This window comes from Leclercia sp. 1548 (assembly GCF_050435045.1).
Classification (GTDB): Bacteria; Pseudomonadota; Gammaproteobacteria; order Enterobacterales; family Enterobacteriaceae; genus Enterobacter; species Enterobacter adecarboxylatus.
On record NZ_JBNDJP010000003.1, the window covers coordinates 1 to 17638 of the forward strand.

At 54.7% G+C, this 17638-nt stretch carries 17 protein-coding genes; 8 read left to right on the forward strand and 9 right to left on the reverse strand.

Features of this window, described 5'->3' with window-relative positions; genetic code table 11:
• Positions 1-393 precede the first annotated feature (393 nt).
• Entirely contained in the window at positions 394-960 is a 567-nt protein-coding gene (gene gmhB, locus ABIE02_RS09590; RefSeq protein WP_032616648.1) for a D-glycero-beta-D-manno-heptose 1,7-bisphosphate 7-phosphatase, read from the reverse strand.
• A 187-nt stretch (positions 961-1147) separates the two neighbouring features.
• Between gmhB and metN the strand changes: the two genes are divergently transcribed.
• The 6 genes from metN to proS all read left to right on the forward strand — a co-directional run bounded on the left by metN (position 1148) and on the right by proS (position 6727).
• Positions 1148-2179 carry a methionine ABC transporter ATP-binding protein MetN gene (gene metN, locus ABIE02_RS09595; RefSeq protein WP_059308690.1) on the forward strand — a complete coding sequence of 344 codons (1032 nt, stop codon included), beginning with the start codon at positions 1148-1150 and terminating at the stop codon, positions 2177-2179.
• A complete protein-coding gene (locus tag ABIE02_RS09600) occupies positions 2172-2825 on the forward strand; it encodes a methionine ABC transporter permease MetI (RefSeq protein ID WP_032616645.1) in 654 nt (217 codons plus the stop codon). Before metN ends, ABIE02_RS09600 begins: the two co-directional genes overlap by 8 nt.
• Before the next feature lie 39 nt (positions 2826-2864).
• Entirely contained in the window at positions 2865-3680 is an 816-nt protein-coding gene (gene metQ / locus ABIE02_RS09605; RefSeq protein WP_032616644.1) for a methionine ABC transporter substrate-binding lipoprotein MetQ, read from the forward strand.
• 107 nt (positions 3681-3787) lie between these two features.
• A complete protein-coding gene (gene rcsF, locus ABIE02_RS09610) occupies positions 3788-4192 on the forward strand; it encodes an Rcs stress response system protein RcsF (protein ID WP_032616643.1) in 405 nt (134 codons plus the stop codon).
• Positions 4189-4896 (forward strand): tRNA (N6-threonylcarbamoyladenosine(37)-N6)-methyltransferase TrmO, encoded by a 708-nt coding sequence (gene tsaA / locus ABIE02_RS09615; protein ID WP_032616642.1) that lies wholly within the window; start codon positions 4189-4191, stop codon positions 4894-4896. Before rcsF ends, tsaA begins: the two co-directional genes overlap by 4 nt.
• A 112-nt stretch (positions 4897-5008) precedes the next feature.
• On the forward strand, positions 5009-6727 hold the full coding sequence (gene proS / locus ABIE02_RS09620; protein ID WP_336994875.1) for a proline--tRNA ligase: 1719 nt from the start codon (positions 5009-5011) through the stop codon (positions 6725-6727).
• Between the two features lie 40 nt (positions 6728-6767).
• Here the strand turns inward: proS and nlpE are convergent, their stop codons facing one another.
• From nlpE to ABIE02_RS09635, 3 genes are read right to left on the reverse strand one after another with little or no spacing between them, the layout of a single operon-like run.
• Entirely contained in the window at positions 6768-7466 is a 699-nt protein-coding gene (nlpE, locus tag ABIE02_RS09625) for an envelope stress response activation lipoprotein NlpE (protein ID WP_130589265.1), read from the reverse strand.
• 34 nt (positions 7467-7500) lie between these two features.
• Positions 7501-7923: an alternative ribosome rescue aminoacyl-tRNA hydrolase ArfB gene (gene arfB, locus ABIE02_RS09630; RefSeq protein WP_130589266.1), complete on the reverse strand. Its 423-nt coding sequence runs from the start codon at positions 7921-7923 to the stop codon at positions 7501-7503.
• A complete protein-coding gene (locus ABIE02_RS09635; protein ID WP_032616636.1) occupies positions 7920-8465 on the reverse strand; it encodes a YaeQ family protein in 546 nt (181 codons plus the stop codon). Before ABIE02_RS09635 ends, arfB begins: the two co-directional genes overlap by 4 nt.
• 198 nt (positions 8466-8663) lie before the next feature.
• Here ABIE02_RS09635 and ABIE02_RS09640 point away from each other — a divergent pair, with 198 nt between their 5' ends.
• Positions 8664-8864 carry a YaeP family protein gene (locus tag ABIE02_RS09640; RefSeq protein WP_032616635.1) on the forward strand — a complete coding sequence of 67 codons (201 nt, stop codon included), beginning with the start codon at positions 8664-8666 and terminating at the stop codon, positions 8862-8864.
• On the forward strand, positions 8851-9111 hold the full coding sequence (rof, locus tag ABIE02_RS09645; RefSeq protein WP_032616633.1) for a Rho-binding antiterminator: 261 nt from the start codon (positions 8851-8853) through the stop codon (positions 9109-9111). The genes ABIE02_RS09640 and rof overlap by 14 nt, the downstream gene beginning before the upstream one ends.
• Before the next feature lie 28 nt (positions 9112-9139).
• On the opposite strand, the gene tilS is transcribed toward rof, so the two are convergent.
• From tilS to dnaE, 5 genes are all read right to left on the reverse strand, one after another.
• Positions 9140-10432 (reverse strand): tRNA lysidine(34) synthetase TilS, encoded by a 1293-nt coding sequence (gene tilS / locus ABIE02_RS09650; RefSeq protein ID WP_051916109.1) that lies wholly within the window; start codon positions 10430-10432, stop codon positions 9140-9142.
• Between the two features lie 62 nt (positions 10433-10494).
• Positions 10495-10884: a VOC family protein gene (locus ABIE02_RS09655; protein WP_032616632.1), complete on the reverse strand. Its 390-nt coding sequence runs from the start codon at positions 10882-10884 to the stop codon at positions 10495-10497.
• A 59-nt stretch (positions 10885-10943) separates the two neighbouring features.
• Positions 10944-13082 (reverse strand): lysine decarboxylase LdcC, encoded by a 2139-nt coding sequence (locus ABIE02_RS09660; protein ID WP_032616631.1) that lies wholly within the window; start codon positions 13080-13082, stop codon positions 10944-10946.
• Positions 13083-13182: 100 nt separating this feature from the next.
• Entirely contained in the window at positions 13183-14142 is a 960-nt protein-coding gene (gene accA / locus ABIE02_RS09665) for an acetyl-CoA carboxylase carboxyl transferase subunit alpha (protein ID WP_032616629.1), read from the reverse strand.
• Positions 14143-14154: 12 nt separating this feature from the next.
• A complete protein-coding gene (dnaE, locus tag ABIE02_RS09670; protein ID WP_032616628.1) occupies positions 14155-17637 on the reverse strand; it encodes a DNA polymerase III subunit alpha in 3483 nt (1160 codons plus the stop codon).
• Position 17638: the final 1 nt, after the last annotated feature.

Below are 17638 nucleotides of genomic sequence, written 5' to 3' on the forward strand. Positions count from 1 at the left end.
GAGCCATGATCAAACTCTTCAATTTAAGTTTGATGCTCGTGAATTAAACTTCGTAATGAATTACGTATGTTCACTCAGAGACTTGGTATTCATTTTTCGTCCGAGGACGTTAAGAATCCATGTCACTTTGAGTGCCCACACAGATTGTCTGATAAATTGTTAAAGAGCAGTGCAACGCGGCTTTCGCTCACCGTTGCGAGGTGGCGTATATTACGCTTTCCTCTTTCAGAGTCAAGCGATTATTTCACGCTTTTCTCTTCAACCGGCCCGGCTGTTTGTGTGAAGTGATTCACATCTGCCGTGTCGATGGAGGCGCATTATAGGGAGTTCTCTGGCGGTGACAAGCGGGAAAAGACAATTTTATTTCAACCGCTCACCTTTTGGCCATAACGCCTATTTTTGCTGCTTTTTGATGGTTTCCGGCAGTGCTGCAAGGCTATTAATCACCCAATCCGCTGCATTTTCTGCTTCTGGCGTAACGGGTTTGCCGGTACGCACCAGAATTTTATGACCGACACCTGCTGCGACAGCTGCCTGCATATCTTCCAGTTTGTCGCCCACCATATATGAAGCGCTCATATCTATATGAAGGAACTCTTGTGCCGAGATGAGCATGCCCGGATGCGGTTTACGGCAATCACAGGTCTGACGATATTCGTCCACGGTTCCTTGCGGGTGATGAGGACAATAATAGATACCGTCCAGGTCGACGCCACGATCGGCCAATGACCAGTCCATCCATTCAGTTAATGTCTCAAACTGTGCTTCGGTGAATTTACCGCGCGCGATACCTGACTGGTTGGTGACGACCACCAGCGCAAAACCCATCTCTTTTAATTCACGCATGGCATCAATAACGCCATCGATGAATTCAAATTCGTCTATCTCATGCACGTAGCCATGATCAACATTAATAGTGCCGTCACGATCGAGAAAAATTGCGGGTACTGATTTTGCCACCGGTTTGCTCCTGAAAAGGGATGTCCGGTTAGTATCTCATGAATCACCGCGCAATAAAGTGCTCATCACGCAGAGTTGGATTGATTTAGACGTCTGGATGCCTTAACATCCATTTTGTTGACGGTCATCGCCCGTATAAGGCAGCAGAAAATGCCACGGCTAACTTACATACGATAAAAATAATCTAATGATTAAACTTTCGAATATCACCAAAGTGTTCCAGCAAGGGAACCGAACCATTCAGGCGTTGAACAACGTTAGCCTGCATGTTCCGGCTGGACAGATTTATGGCGTCATTGGTGCCTCCGGTGCAGGTAAAAGTACGCTCATCCGTTGCGTTAACCTGCTCGAACGCCCGACTAAAGGTCAGGTTCAGGTTGATGGCCAGGAGCTGACAACCCTTTCCGAAACGGATTTAACCAAAGCTCGCCGCCAGATTGGCATGATCTTCCAGCACTTTAACCTGCTCTCCTCCCGCACCGTATTTGGCAACGTCGCCTTGCCGCTGGAGCTGGACAATACGCCAAAAGACGAAATCAAACGTCGCGTTACTGAGCTGCTGGATCTGGTCGGTCTGAGCGATAAGCATGATATCTACCCTGCTAACTTATCCGGCGGGCAAAAACAGCGCGTGGCCATTGCACGTGCGCTGGCAAGCAATCCAAAAGTGTTGCTCTGTGACGAAGCCACCAGCGCCCTGGATCCTGCAACTACCCGCTCGATTCTGGAACTATTAAAAGACATTAACCGTCGCCTGGGACTGACCATCCTCCTTATTACGCACGAGATGGACGTGGTTAAGCGTATTTGCGACTGCGTGGCGGTGATCAGTCAGGGTGAACTGATTGAGCAAGACAGCGTGAGCGAGGTGTTCTCGCATCCCAAAACCCCGCTGGCGCAGCAGTTTATTCAGGCCACATTACATCTGGATATCCCGGAAGATTATCAGGCGCGTTTAAAAAGCTCTCCAACAACCGACAGCGTGCCAATGCTGCGAATGGAATTTACGGGCAAGTCAGTGGATGCCCCACTGCTGTCTGAAACCGCCCGTCGTTTCAACGTGAACAACAATATTATTAGCGCGCAGATGGATTACGCCGGTGGCGTGAAGTTCGGCATCATGCTGACCGAAATGCACGGCACACAACAGGATACCCAGGCCGCTATCGCCTGGCTGCAAGAGCATCATGTAAAAGTAGAGGTACTGGGTTATGTCTGAGGCAATGATGTGGTTGCTGGCACGCGGCGTATGGGAAACGCTGGCAATGACCTTCGTATCCGGCTTTTTCGGTTTTGTCATTGGTCTGCCGGTAGGCGTACTGCTGTATGTCACCCGCCCGGGTCAAATTATCGAGAACGCAAAACTGTATCGCACGCTCTCTGCGCTGGTGAACATCTTCCGTTCTATTCCCTTCATTATTCTGTTGGTGTGGATGATTCCCTTCACCCGCGTTATTGTTGGAACTTCCATCGGCCTGCAGGCGGCTATCGTTCCCCTGACTGTAGGCGCGGCGCCATTTATCGCCCGTATGGTTGAGAACGCATTGTTAGAGATCCCGTCAGGTCTGATTGAAGCGTCACGCGCCATGGGTGCAACGCCGATGCAGATCGTTCGCAAAATCTTACTGCCAGAAGCCCTGCCGGGTCTGGTGAATGCGGCAACCATCACGCTGATTACCCTGGTGGGTTACTCTGCGATGGGCGGCGCTGTCGGTGCAGGCGGTCTGGGTCAGATCGGTTATCAGTACGGCTACATTGGCTACAATGCCACTGTTATGAATACCGTGCTGGTCCTGCTGGTTGTACTGGTTTATCTCATTCAATTCTCAGGCGATCGCATCGTCCGGGCAGTTACGCACAAATAACGTTACACAATACAAACTCGACGAGTTAAGGATAAGAACATGGCGTTTAAATTGAAGACCTTTGCTGCGGTAGGCGCGCTGATTGGCTCTCTGGCACTGGTAGGCTGCGGTCAGGATGAAAAAGATCCAAATCACATCAAAGTGGGCGTTATCGTCGGTGCGGAACAGCAGGTTGCAGAGACGGCAGCCAAAGTGGCGAAAGAGAAGTATGGCCTCGACGTCGAGCTGGTAACTTTCAACGATTACGTTCTGCCGAACGAAGCACTGAGCAAAGGCGATATCGACGCTAATGCCTTCCAGCACAAACCGTACCTGGATCAGCAGATCAAAGATCGCGGCTACAAGCTGGTTGCGGCAGGAAATACCTTCGTTTATCCAATCGCGGGCTACTCCAAGAAAATTAAATCGTTAGAAGAGCTGCAGGACGGTTCTCAGGTTGCGGTACCTAACGATCCAACTAACCTCGGTCGTTCCCTGCTGCTGCTGCAGAAAGTGGGCCTGATTACGCTGAAAGACGGTGTTGGCCTGCTGCCGACCGTTCTGGACGTTACCGGCAATCCAAAGAACCTGAAAATTGTTGAGCTGGAAGCACCACAGCTGCCACGTTCTCTAGACGATGCGCAGATCGCCCTGGCGGTTATTAACACGACTTACGCCAGCCAGATCAACCTGACGCCAGCCAAAGACGGTATCTTCGTTGAAGACAAAGATTCCCCGTACGTGAACCTGATCGTAACCCGTGAAGATAATAAAGACGCGGAGAACGTGAAGAAATTCGTACAGGCTTACCAGTCTGATGAAGTTTACCAGGAAGCCAACAAAGTCTTTAACGGCGGAGCAGTTAAAGGCTGGTAATCTGACCTTTGTGTAATATCATTCATGACGGGCGAAAGCCCGTCTTGTCATTTATGCAGGCAACTGATTCAATAACTGACGATTTGATTATTCATAGAGGAAATATTATGCGTGCTTTACCGATCTGTCTTTTAGCACTGATGCTGAGCGGCTGTTCTATGCTAAGCAGATCTCCTGTTGAACCTGTTAAAAGCACAGCAACCCCGCCAAAAGTGGAGCCTGAAAAACCAAAAGCGCCACGCCCTGCGCCAGTCAAAATCTATACCAGCGCTGAAGCGTTAATCGGTAAACCGTTCCGCGATCTGGGTGAAGTCTCCGGCGAATCTTGCCAGGCCAGCAATCAGGACTCTCCGCCGAATATCCCAACGGCACGTAAACGCATGCAGATCAATGCCTCAAAAATGAAGGCCAATGCGGTTCTGCTGCACAGCTGCGAAGTCACCAGCGGCACGCCAGGCTGCTACCGCCAGGCTGTTTGCGTAGGTACTGCTCTTAACGTCTCGGCAAAATGAGTGTGTTCCAGTTCGAGCAGATAGGCGTTATCCGCTCTCCTTATAAAGAGAAGTTTGCCGTACCCCGTCAGCCTGGGCTGGTAAAAAGCGGTGGCGGCGAACTTCACTTGCTCGCGCCGTATAATCAGGCCGATGCCGTGCGCGGACTGGAAGCGTTTAGCCACCTGTGGGTGCTGTTTATCTTTCATCAGACCATGGCTGGCGGCTGGCGGCCAACCGTGCGCCCGCCTCGTCTCGGCGGTAATGCCAGGATGGGGGTATTTGCCACGCGCTCGACCTTCCGCCCGAACCCCGTCGGTATGTCGCTCGTTGAACTGAAAGGCATCCGCTGTCAAAAAGACCAGGTGATTCTCGAACTGGGCAGTCTGGATCTGGTCGACGGCACGCCGGTAGTGGATATCAAACCCTATCTGCCCTTTGCCGAAGCCTTGCCGGATGCGCGTGCCAGCTATGCCCAGCTTGCCCCTCAGGCGGATATGCCGGTGTACTTTACCGACGAGCTGGTTCACACGTTAATCCAACTGGAAAAGCGTTACCCTCGCCTACGGGATTTTATCGTCGAGGTGCTGGCGCAAGATCCTCGCCCAGCCTATCGCAAGGAAGAAGAGGCCGGGAAAAGTTACGCCGTCTTGTTGCTGGACTTCAATGTTCGCTGGCGCGTTACGGCGGCGGGCTTTGAAGTGTTTGCCCTCGAGCCGCAGTAATTTTATTCTCTTCTCTTTTGGCATCATTGCCACACTGGTAAACTAAACCACTTTTTTTGTGTCAGGCTGCCCTGTCAGCCTGTTCCAATCGTCGAAATGGAACCGTAACAACATGCGTACTAGCCAATATCTGCTCTCCACATTGAAGGAGACACCTGCCGACGCCGAAGTTATCAGCCATCAGCTGATGCTGCGCGCCGGGATGATCCGCAAGCTGGCCTCCGGGTTGTATACCTGGCTGCCGACCGGCCTGCGCGTCCTGAGAAAAGTCGAAAACATCGTGCGTGAAGAGATGGATAACGCCGGTGCCATTGAGGTGTCCATGCCCGTGGTTCAGCCCGCAGACCTGTGGGCGGAGAGCGGTCGTTGGGAGCAGTACGGCCCGGAATTACTGCGCTTTGTTGACCGCGGCGAGCGCCCATTTGTTCTGGGTCCAACGCATGAAGAAGTGATCACCGATCTGATCCGTAACGAGCTCAGCTCTTACAAACAGCTGCCGCTGAACTTCTATCAGATCCAGACCAAATTCCGCGACGAAGTACGCCCGCGTTTTGGCGTGATGCGTTCCCGTGAATTCCTGATGAAGGATGCGTACTCCTTCCATACCTCACAGGAATCACTGCAAGAGACCTATGACAAGATGTACGACGCGTACAGCAAAATCTTCACCCGTATGGGTCTGGATTTCCGTGCTGTACAGGCCGATACCGGTTCCATCGGCGGTAGCGCATCCCATGAATTCCAGGTGCTGGCGCAGAGCGGCGAAGATGATGTGATCTTCTCTGACACCTCTGATTACGCGGCTAACATTGAGTTTGCTGAAGCCCTGGCACCCGCTACGCCACGCGCGGCAGCCACTGAAGCGATGACGCTGGTTGATACGCCGAACGCCAAAACCATTGCTGAGCTGGTTGAGCAGTTCAATCTGCCGGTTGAAAAAACCGTTAAAACGCTGCTGGTGAAAGCGGTTGAAGGCAGCAGCTACCCGCTGGTAGCCCTGCTGGTGCGTGGCGATCACGAGTTGAACGAAGTTAAGGCAGAAAAACTGCCACAGGTTGCCAGCCCACTGACCTTCGCGACCGAAGCAGAAATCCGCGCGGTGGTGAATGCCGGTCCAGGCTCTCTCGGCCCGGTCAATATGCCGATCCCGGTAGTGATTGACCGTACCGTTGCGGCAATGAGCGATTTCTCTGCCGGTGCCAACGTTGATGGTAAACACTTCTTCGGCATCAACTGGGATCGCGACGTAGCGACCCCGGAAGTGGCTGACATTCGTAATGTGGTCGCAGGCGATCCAAGCCCGGATGGCCAGGGCGTGCTGCAGATCAAACGCGGTATCGAAGTGGGCCACATCTTCCAGCTGGGCAACAAGTATTCCCAGGCACTGAACGCATCCGTACAGGGTGAAGATGGCCGTAACCAGATCCTGACCATGGGTTGCTATGGTATTGGGGTAACGCGCGTGGTAGCCGCTGCAATTGAGCAGAACCACGACGAACGCGGTATCGTCTGGCCGGACAACATTGCACCGTTCCAGGTAGCAATCCTGCCGATGAACATGCACAAGTCTTATCGCGTCCAGGAACTGGCCGAGAAGCTATACAGCGAGCTGCGTGCGCAGGGTATCGAAGTGCTGATGGACGATCGTAAAGAGCGTCCGGGCGTGATGTTTGCCGATATGGAACTGATCGGTATTCCACACACTGTGGTTATCGGCGATCGTAACATCGACAATGACGAAATTGAGTACAAATACCGTCGTAACGGCGAGAAACAGATGATCAAGACCGGTGAGGTGCTTGATTACCTGGTGAAAGCTATCAAGGCATAAGCCACAAAAAACCCCGCTTCAGCGGGGTTTTTTATTTCAGCTATTTGCTGTCGCAATTCTTACCAGCTTCAAACCTGGCGTCGCGGTCCGGCACCAGCGTTTTGATTTTTTCCCCGCTGTCCGGGTTGGCTTGCAGCGTAAAGTGACCGTCAACCGTGAGCAGCACCGGTTTAGTATCATTCCCACGCGCTGCTGCGTAATCCCGCTCCAGCTGAGCGTTATTTGCCACACTCACCTTTTTGCCGGTGGCACAGTCGGTGAAGATCGCTGCATCAGCCATATAGAAATACATGCCACGCATCGCCATTGGTGTCGCCGGCAGCGCGGCGGTTACCGGTGCCAGCGTGTAGTTAAACTGTGACACGATGGGGTTGCCCTGCATGTCGAGCATCTCCAGCCCTTCGCCTTTGGCACGGAAATAACGCTTTTCGCCCGCCGTATCGGTCAGCACCAGCTTATCGGCAGTTCTGGCCCATGTACCATAGCTGGCAAAAGTGGAAGGGGCTTTGGCGCCCTGATAGTGCTGGTTCATTACCCAGGTGCCATCTTTTTCCAGAAACAGCGAGGTTTCGATACCCTCGCAATCAGCGCAAGGCAAGACACCGCGCCAGCTCTGCTGCATGGGTTTTAACGCCTCTGCCTGGGTCGGTTCCAGCACTTCCATCTCAGCACGGTTATGACACCCCATCAGGACGAACAGCGCGCTTGCTGCCACCACGGAAAATATCGCTGATTTCACTTTTTATTCCTTATCGTATCTCAACTGTCGCCCGTTAATCCTGAGGACGGCGAACTTTGCCACGCAGCGCCTTGACGGATGATTTCTGTGACTTAGACGCCAGGCGGCGCTCTTTCGAGGCGCGGGTCGGACGGGTCGCCCGACGGCTTTTTTGCACTGCCGTGAGTTCCTGGATCACCGCCACCAGCCGGGCCAGCGCCGCTTCCCGGTTCATATCCTGGCTGCGGTACTCCTGGGCTTTGATAATAATCACCCCTTCACTGGTGATCAGATGGTGGCTGGCGGCCAGCAAACGTTCTTTATAGTACTCTGGCAGGCTGGATGCCCGAATGTCAAAGCGCAGATGAATAGCCGTTGAGGTTTTATTCACATGCTGGCCCCCTGCTCCCTGAGCGCGGATCGCGGTGATCTCAACGTCATTATCAGGGAGGCTGACCGTTCGGGACACAACAATCATGAGCGGGACTGCCAGGCTACAAGATGAATTTCCAGATTATTCTCAGCATCCGATAACCAGATGGCACCATCCTGAATCGTCGCCTGCAGGATCATGGTTCGCCCGGCAAACGCACTCAGCTTAGCCAACTGTTCATCATCCAGATACCAGACAGACAGGTTATTGAATTGCGAGCATTTGTTCTTGTTCTGCTGCCACCAGATCTCCGCGGCGCGGCTGTTATAGGTGAAGAGCGCCACTTCGGCAGACTGGGTGCAGGCTTTCTTAATACGGCGCTCATCCGGCAGGCCAAGCTCAATCCACAGATCGATACCCATATGGTCGTTGCGCAGCCAGGCTTCTGGCTCCTCTTCCGCGCTTAAGCCGCGGGTAAACTGCAGTCGCTCGTTGGCATACTTAATCCATGCCAGCAGACGCAGCATCATGCGCTCCTGGGTTTCAGAGGGATGACGCGCCAGCGTTAATGTCGCATCCAGGAACTGATTGCGGTCTAAATCCGCCACATTGACCGCGGCTTTGTAAATTGTCGCTTTAAGCGCCATGAGAGAACTCCTTTCGAATCAGGTGCGCATTGTAGCGAAATCTCTGCCAAAAGGCTGTTACAGGCTCGCGAATGTCTGCTATATCAACCTGCTGATATTGCTTAAATGAGTATGGTATAGTCACCTTGCTAAACCGGGTTAATGCTCGTAGGCTTAATTGTATCTCACAGTAAAGTCAGTGCGCTGGCAGGAGGGGATGTGAATAATTATTGTGAGCTAATTCGCAAACGGTATGCGGAAATTGCCAGCGGCGATCTGGGGTATGTCCCCGATGCGTTGGGCTGTGTATTGAAAGTTCTGAATGAAATAGCGTCGGATGACACGCTTTCAGAATCGGTCAGAGAAAAGGCAGCCTATGCTGCTGCGAATTTACTGGTGAGCGATTATGTCAATGAATGAAACTTATCAACCCATCAATTGTGATGACTATGACAACCTCGAACTCGCCTGCCAGCATCATTTGGTTCTGACGCTGACGTTAAAAGATGGCGAAGTCCTGAAGGCAAAGGCGAACGATCTGGTATCCCGTAAAAATGTGGAGTACCTGGTGGTCGAGGACGGCGGCGCAACGCGTGAACTCCGTCTCGATAAAATCGCCAGCTTCAGTCATCCCGAAATCGGCACCGTCGTGGTGAGCGAGTCCTGATCCTCTGTAACGGGCAGCCTGCTGTCCGTTACGTATTCCACTCCAGTTGTACACCTTTATCCGTATCCGCCACGCCTTCTCGCGTCACAAACACGCCCGCAGCCGCCACCAGCGTTTCGCCATAAAACAGTAGCGGTGTGGCATCCCGACGCCAGGGCGCAACATTAAGCTCCTGCCAGATTTTTTTGATCTTACGCCCCCCGTTTCGCCCGACAATGTGCAACGTTCCGCTGGCCCGGAAGCGCACCGTCACCGGCTCATCAGGCTGCGGCAGGCGCAAGTTACCGCCTGCGTTGAGATGCAGAGTGCCCAGCCCTTCCGGTAGCAACAGAGGCCGATCCAGACAGGGCCAGTCGATAACCCGATCGGCAAGCGATGCGTGGCTTTTTACCCACCACAGTTGCCCCTTGAAGCGCCTGATTTCTCCCTCACCTGAACGCAGCCGCGGTGCCGCATCTTCCCTGGCAAGCGCCACTTCATCCCAGAGCCGGGTAAGCATAGCGCGCGACGGCATTAACGCCCCGTGTGCCGCCAGCCATCTTCGCAGGAGTGCAGCCCGACGTACCGCGCTCATCGCCTCCAGCGGCGCGATCGCCAGCGCCCCGTCGTCAGAAACCAGGGACGACAGCTCCTCAGCCAGCAGCTCATCAAGGAGCTGCTCCTGTTCCGCGCACAGCGTGGCGCTACGGGAGGTGGCTTGTGCGAAATGGGGCCAGCGTTGTGTCAGCAGGGGCACTACACGCAGACGCAGGAAATTGCGGTCATAGCTGTCGTCCTGGTTACTTTCATCCTCAATCCAGCGAAGACCCCAATGCTGCGCCTCGGCAAGCAGCGATTCTCGCGTCTTGCCGAGCAGGGGACGGATCTGTTCGGTATCGGCAAAACGTGCCCGCACAGGCATGGCCGACAGTCCCGCCGGGCCGCTACCGCGCTTGAGCGCCAGCAAAAAGGTTTCACACTGATCGTCCAGGTGTTGCGCCGTGACCAGCGCTTCCCCGGGTAACAGCGCCTCGTGAAAAGCGGCATAACGCGCCTTTCGTGCCTGCGCTTCCAGCCCCAGCCCCTCTTCCGCCAGCATCACCCGCGCCACGATCAGGGGAATATCCCATTCGTGACAGAGGCGTTGGCAATGCGCCACCCAACTGTCAGCATGTGGGCTGAGACCGTGGTGAATGTGGATAGCGCGCAGTTCGAGGTCGGGTGCATGTTCACGCCAGCGCATCAGCTGATGCAGCAAAACCGTGGAATCCAGGCCACCGCTAAATCCCACCAGCAGTCGGCGGTATGGGTGGAGGGCGAGCTGAAGATCGGCTGTGGTCATCGTCATCATCTGTGCAGGAAGATGCCCGGCACGTTACCGGGCAATTCCCAGGGAGGCAAGCGTTACTGCTGGTACAGCTCCAGCGGCAGGCCATCAGGATCGGTGAAGAAGGTGAAGCGTTTGCCAGTGAAGGGGTCGATGCGGATGGCTTCACACTTTACGCCATGCGCGTCGAGATGCTGCACGGCCTGGTCGATATCATCTACGCTAAAGGCGAGATGACGTAAACCGCAGGCTTCCGGCCGGGACGGGCGCGCTGGCGGGAATGGGAACGAAAACAGCTCAATGACGTACTGGCCGTTCAGCGCCAGGTCTCCCTTCCAGGAGTCGCGCTCCTCGCGATAAAACTCACTTTGCAGGGTAAATCCCAGCGTATCGCAGTAAAACGCCTTACTCACGGCGTAGTCGGTAGCAATAATGGCAATATGGTGAACCTGCTTTAAGCCCAGCATAGTTTCTCCTTTTTAATGTGCCTGAACGTTATATCCGAACCCCCGTGCCGTGCAAGGGGTCACTGCGCTTTTAGGACACGTACCCGATAGTTGCCATCTTCATCCCGTTTGGCGCCATGGATATCGGTTTCGAACCCAGGATAATGACGACCAATCGAACAGAGCATAAGCAGGAAATCCAGCACCGCCCTGCTCTGCTCGGTGATCATCTCTCCCGGCATCAATAACGGCACGCCCGGCGGATAGGGCAGGATCATATTGGCGGAGATCCGCCCGACCAGATCCTCCAGATCGACCGTTTCCACCTCCCCTTTCACCTGCCGCTGCCAGGCATGATGGGGAGTGAGCTTCATTTCCGGCAGAACGTCAAACGCCTGTAGCATCAGCCGCGGCAGATCGTGCTGGCGGATAAGCTTATGGATCCCCTGGGCCAGATCCTGAATGCGCATGTTGCGGTAAAAGTCAGGATCCTCGGCATAGAGATCCGGCAGCATATTTTTGACCCGCAGATTCAGATCGTAGGCGCGTTTAAACTCCATCAACCCGCGCAGCAATCCCATCGCCCGGGTTTTATCGATACCAATGCTGAACAGGAACAGCAGGTTATATGGCCCGGTTTTCTCCACCACGACACCGCGCTCATCAAGGAACTTCGCCACCAGCGCAGCCGGGATCCCCTCCTCGCTCATCACGCCCTGCTCATCCATACCCGGTGTGAGAATGGTGACTTTAACCGGATCGAGGAACATATGATCCGCATCGGCATCGCGAAAGCCATGCCAGCTCTCCCCAGGTGCAACCGGCCAGCATTCGGCTTCGTCGATATCGTCCGGTTGCCAGATATCAAAGAACCAACCGTCGGCTTCATCTTTAAGTCGCTGGACCTCTTTGCGAAAATGCAGGGCGCGCTCAACAGAGCGGTTGATCAGACGCTTACCGGGATTGCCGCGCAGCATTGCCGCCGCGGTTTCAATCGAAGCCACCAGCGGGTAACTCGGCGAGGTGGTGGTATGCATCATGAAGGCTTCGTTGAAAGTCTCTTCGTCGTATTCACCTTTAATGTGGATCAGCGAGGCCTGGGAAAACGCCGCCAGCATCTTATGCGTGGACTGGGTTTCGAAGAACACTTTTCCCGGCACCCGCCCGCCGCTCATCCCGCTTTTACCGGCATAGATCGGGTGGAAATTGGTATAGGGCACCCATGCAGAGTCAAAATGGATCGAGGGCACATCCAGGGTCTGTTTCACCCAGTTGGTGTTGTACAGCAGGCCGTCGTAGGTGGAGTTGGTGATCACCGCATGAACAGGCCAGCTTGCCCCCGGAACGGTCGCCACTTTACTCTCAATTGCCGCATGGGAGAATTCCCGGCGCGGGATACCGCCCAGAATACCCAGCGCGTTACGGGTGGGCGATAGCCAGATCGGCACCACGTCGCTCATCATCAGCAGATGCGCCAGCGATTTGTGGCAGTTGCGATCAATCAGTAAAGTACTGCCATCCGGCGCGGCGTACATGCCGACAATTTTGTTCGAGGTGGAGGTGCCGTTAGTCACCATATAGCTCTGCTCGGCCCCGAAGGTGCGGGCGATATACTCTTCGGCTTCAAGATGTGGACCGGTATGATCCAGCAGCGATCCCAGCTCCGTCACCGAGATCGACACATCTGCCTTTAGCGTGTTCCCGCCAAAGAAATCATAAAACAGACAGCCCACCGGGCTTTTCTGATACGCCGTTCCCGCCATATGGCCCGGGGTGCAGAAAGTGTATTTCCCCTCTTTCACATAGGTGAAGAGTGCACGGGTAAACGGCGGGGTGATGGTATCAAGGTACTCACCGGTATATTGCTGGATACGGGCGGCGATATCGTCTGCCACCCCAAGGGAATACTCAAAAAACCACAGCGCCATACGCATTTCTTGCGCGCTGATATCCATCGATGAATGCGTATTAATAAAGGCATACAACGGAAGATATTCATTAAGTTGATTGATATCGCTACACAGCTCGAGGTCGTACTCATCCCAGTCGAAGATAACGCCGCAAATACGCGGATTGTGTTCGATAAATTTCAGTAGATCGGCGCTGTTTTGTGGCCAGATAAGTTGAAACCCGCGGGATGTTAACGCCTGCTCCAGCTCCTTGATGGGTTCGTCTTTATAAAAGACGCCGTGCGGCCCCATAATGGCAATGATGTTCACGGTTTACCTCCTTAAAAAACATTCACTAAGCATAGTTGAGGTAAATCGCAGGCATAAAAAAAGCCGCAACGATGTGCGGCTTTTCAGAGTATGGCCTGGCTTACGCGTAACCGTAGCTCATCAGACGCTGGTAACGACGGTTAAGCAGATCTTCTTTGCTCAGCACGTCGAGATCTGCGAGATCGGCCAACAGCTGTGCCTTCAGAGAGGCCGCCATCACTTCCGGCTTACGGTGCGCGCCACCCAGAGGTTCCGGGATAACGGTATCGATCAGCTTCAGCTCTTTCAGACGCGGGGCGATAATGCCCATCGCTTCAGCAGCCAACGGCGCTTTGTCGGCGCTTTTCCACAGAATGGATGCACAGCCTTCCGGGGAGATAACGGAATAGGTGCTGTACTGCAGCATATTCACTTTATCGCCCACGCCAATAGCCAGCGCGCCACCGGAGCCACCTTCACCGATAACGGTACAGATGACTGGCACGGTCAGGCGTGACATTTCGCGCAGGTTGCGGGCAATCGCTTCAGACTGACCGCGCTCTTCTGCACCGACGCCAGGGTATGCACCCGGGGTGTCGATAAAGGTGATGATCGGCATGTTGAAACGCTCGGCCATCTCCATCAGACGCAGGGCTTTACGGTAACCCTCCGGCGCTGGCATCCCGAAGTTGCGGCGAATTTTTTCTTTCGTTTCGCGCCCTTTCTGGTGGCCAATAATCATCACCGGACGACCGTCGAGGCGTGCGATACCACCAACGATAGCTTTATCGTCGGCATAAGCGCGATCGCCTGCCAGCTCGTCGAATTCATCGAACGCCAGGCGGACATAATCCAGGGTGTACGGACGCTGTGGATGGCGCGCCATCTGGGCTACCTGCCATGCGCCGAGATCGGCAAAGATTTTGCGCGTCAGTTCTACGCTCTTTTCACGCAGACGATGCACTTCTTCGTCGATGTTAATATCCAGTTTTTCATCCTGACGGCCAACGGCGGTCAGAGAATCGATTTTCGCTTCCAGCTCTGCAATCGGCTGTTCGAAATCAAGGAAATTCAGACTCATAGTATTCCTGTATTAGTCAAACTCCAGTTCCACCTGCTCCGAACCAATGAGGCCACGCAGATCGTTGAGTAAACGATCGCTCGGAGAGACACGCCACGACGCACCAAAGCGCAACCGTGCACGCGCATCCGCCCTCTGATAGTAGAGATGTACTGGAATGGTCCCCGAGCGGTGGGGTTCCAGAGACTGACGGAGTCGGTTTAAAAGCTGGTCATCAATTTGCCTGTCCGTCAGCGAGATAGCAAGCCCGCGAGCATATTTTTCCCGGGCTTCGTCAATGTCCATCACTTCGCGGGCAGTCATTTTAAGCCCCCCGCTGAAGTCATCAAAGCTGACCTGTCCGCTGACGATAAGTATGCGGTCTTTTTCCAGCAACTGCTGATATTTATCCAGTGCGTCGGTGAATAACATCACCTCCAGACGTCCGGAACGGTCATCCAGCGTACAGATGCCGATACGATTGCCGCGCTTGGTGACCATAACCCTCGCGGCAATGACGAGCCCCGCAGCCGTGGTAATCTTACCACGTTCTGTCGGATGCATGTCTTTCAGCCGATAGCCTCCGACATAGCGCTCAATTTCTTTAAGATACTGGTTGATCGGGTGCCCGGTCAGGTACAGGCCTAGCGTTTCACGCTCACCATCCAGAACCGTCTGTTCCGGCCACGGCTGGCAGCTGGCATAGGATTGTTCAATCTGCTCCGGCTCTTCTGCCAGCACGCCAAACATATCCGCCTGACCAATAGCTTCCGCTTTTGAGTGCTGATCGGCGGCCTTCAGGGCATCGGCCAGCGAGTTCATCAGCGCGGCACGATGCGGCCCGAGACGGTCAAACGCCCCGGACATGATCAGCTTTTCCAGCACCCGGCGATTAAGCTTTTTAATATCGGTACGGGCGCACAGGTCGAACAGCTCGCGGAAATAACCGCCCTGATTACGGGCCTCGATGATCGCTTCGATCGGGCCTTCACCCACGCCTTTAATCGCGCCGATACCGTAAACAATTTCTCCGTCATCATTGACGTGGAAATGGTACTGACCGGAGTTGATATCCGGCGGCAGGATCTTCAGCCCCATTCGCCAGCACTCATCCACCAGGCCCACCACCTTCTCGGTGTTATCCATATCGGCGGTCATTACCGCGGCCATAAACTCTGCCGGGTAGTGCGCTTTGAGCCACAGGGTCTGATAGGAGACCAACGCGTAGGCAGCGGAGTGCGATTTGTTAAACCCGTATCCGGCAAATTTCTCTACCAGATCGAAGATTTTCATCGCCAGTTCGCCGTCGATGCCGTTCTTTTTCGCCCCATCCTCAAAGACAGAACGCTGCTTGGCCATCTCTTCTGGCTTTTTCTTACCCATAGCACGACGCAGCATGTCCGCGCCGCCGAGGGTATAGCCAGAGAGTACCTGGGCAATCTGCATAACCTGTTCCTGATACAGGATAATGCCGTAGGTTGGCTCCAGTACCGGCTTCAGGCTTTCATGCTGCCACTGCACATCAGGATAGGAAAGCTCTTCGCGGCCGTGCTTACGGTCGATAAAGTTATCTACCATCCCCGACTGCAGCGGCCCCGGACGGAAAAGTGCCACCAGGGCGATCATGTCTTCGAAGCAGTCAGGCTGCAGGCGTTTGATCAGATCTTTCATGCCGCGGGATTCAAGCTGGAACACCGCCGTGGTTTCCGAACGCTGCAGCATGTCGAAGCTTTTCTTGTCATCCAGCGGGATCGCGGCGATATCGATCGGCTCCAGGCCCTGTTTGGCCCGGCGCGGGTTGATCATCTTCAGCGCCCAGTCGATGATGGTGAGCGTACGCAAGCCGAGGAAGTCAAACTTCACCAGGCCAGCGTATTCTACGTCGTTCTTATCGAACTGGGTGACCGGGTGCGAACCGGTTTCATCGCAGTAGAGTGGCGCAAAATCGGTGATTTTGGTCGGGGCAATAACCACCCCACCGGCGTGTTTACCGGCGTTACGGGTGACGCCTTCCAGCTTACGCGCCATATCGATCAGCGCTTTGACCTCTTCGTCGGCCTCGTAGATTTCTGGCAGCTGCGGCTCTGCTTCGAAGGCTTTCGCCAGGGTCATGCCCGGATCAGGCGGTACCAGCTTCGAGATACGGTCAACAAAGCCGTACGGATGCCCCAGTACGCGCCCCACATCGCGGATAACCGCTTTTGCCGCCATGGTCCCGAAGGTAATAATCTGTGATACCGCATCGCGGCCGTACATGTCGGCCACGTGATCGATAACCTGGTCGCGTTTCTCCATGCAGAAGTCGACGTCGAAGTCGGGCATCGAGACACGTTCCGGGTTGAGGAAACGTTCGAACAGCAGGTCAAACTCAAGCGGATCGAGGTCGGTGATTTTCAGCGCATAGGCCACCAGCGATCCGGCACCCGAACCACGGCCCGGCCCTACCGGTACGCCGTTATCCTTCGACCACTGGATAAACTCCATTACGATCAGGAAGTAGCCGGGGAACCCCATCTGGTTGATAACCTGAAGTTCAATATCCAGACGTTCGTCATATTCCGGGCGCTTTTCGGCGCGAACGGCCGGATCCGGGAAGAGAAACTCCAGACGCTCTTCCAGACCCTCTTTCGATTTCAGGACCAGGAAGTCTTCGGTGGTCATGTCGCCGGTCGGGAACTGCGGCAGGAAATACTCGCCCAGGCGAACGGTGACGTTGCAGCGTTTAGCAATCTCTACGCTGTTTTGCAGCGCTTCCGGGATATCGGAAAACAGCTCGCACATCTCCTCTTCGCTGCGCATGTACTGCTGCGGCGAATAGTTACGCGGGCGTTTCGGATCGTCGAGGGTAAACCCATCGTGGATGGCGACGCGAATTTCATGGGCGTCAAAGTCGTCGGCATTGATAAAGCGCACATCGTTGGATGCCACCACTGGCAATCCATGCTCTTCTGCCAGCGCCACCGCGGCGTGCAGATAACTCTCTTCATCAGGACGGCCGGTGCGGATCAGCTCCAGGTAGAAGCGATCCGGAAAATATTCTTTATAAAAATCGACACACTGCTCCACCAGCGCGCCATTGCCGCGCAACAGGCAGCGGCCAACATCGCCCATACGCCCGCCGGAGATTAGCAGCAGCCCTTCATTCAGCTCCGCCAGCCACTCCCGATCGATCCATGGACCCTGCGCGCCGTAGCCACGCTGATAGGCGCGGGAGATCAAAAGAGTCAGGTTCTGATAACCCGTGTTATTCAGCGCCAGCACGGTGATCTGCGTCATTTCATCGGCGAGCAGCTCGCTTTGAACGTGAAAATCGGCACCAATCACCGGCTTCATACCGGCACCGTGCGCCGTTCCGTAGAACTTCACCAGACCGCACAGGTTGGTGAAGTCGGTGATCGCCAGCGCAGGCATGCCAAGCGCGGCCGCCTTTTTCACCAGCGGCCCGGTCTTCGCCAGCCCATCAATCATGGAATAGTCGCTGTGCACCCGCAGGTGTACGAAACGTGGTTCAGCCATC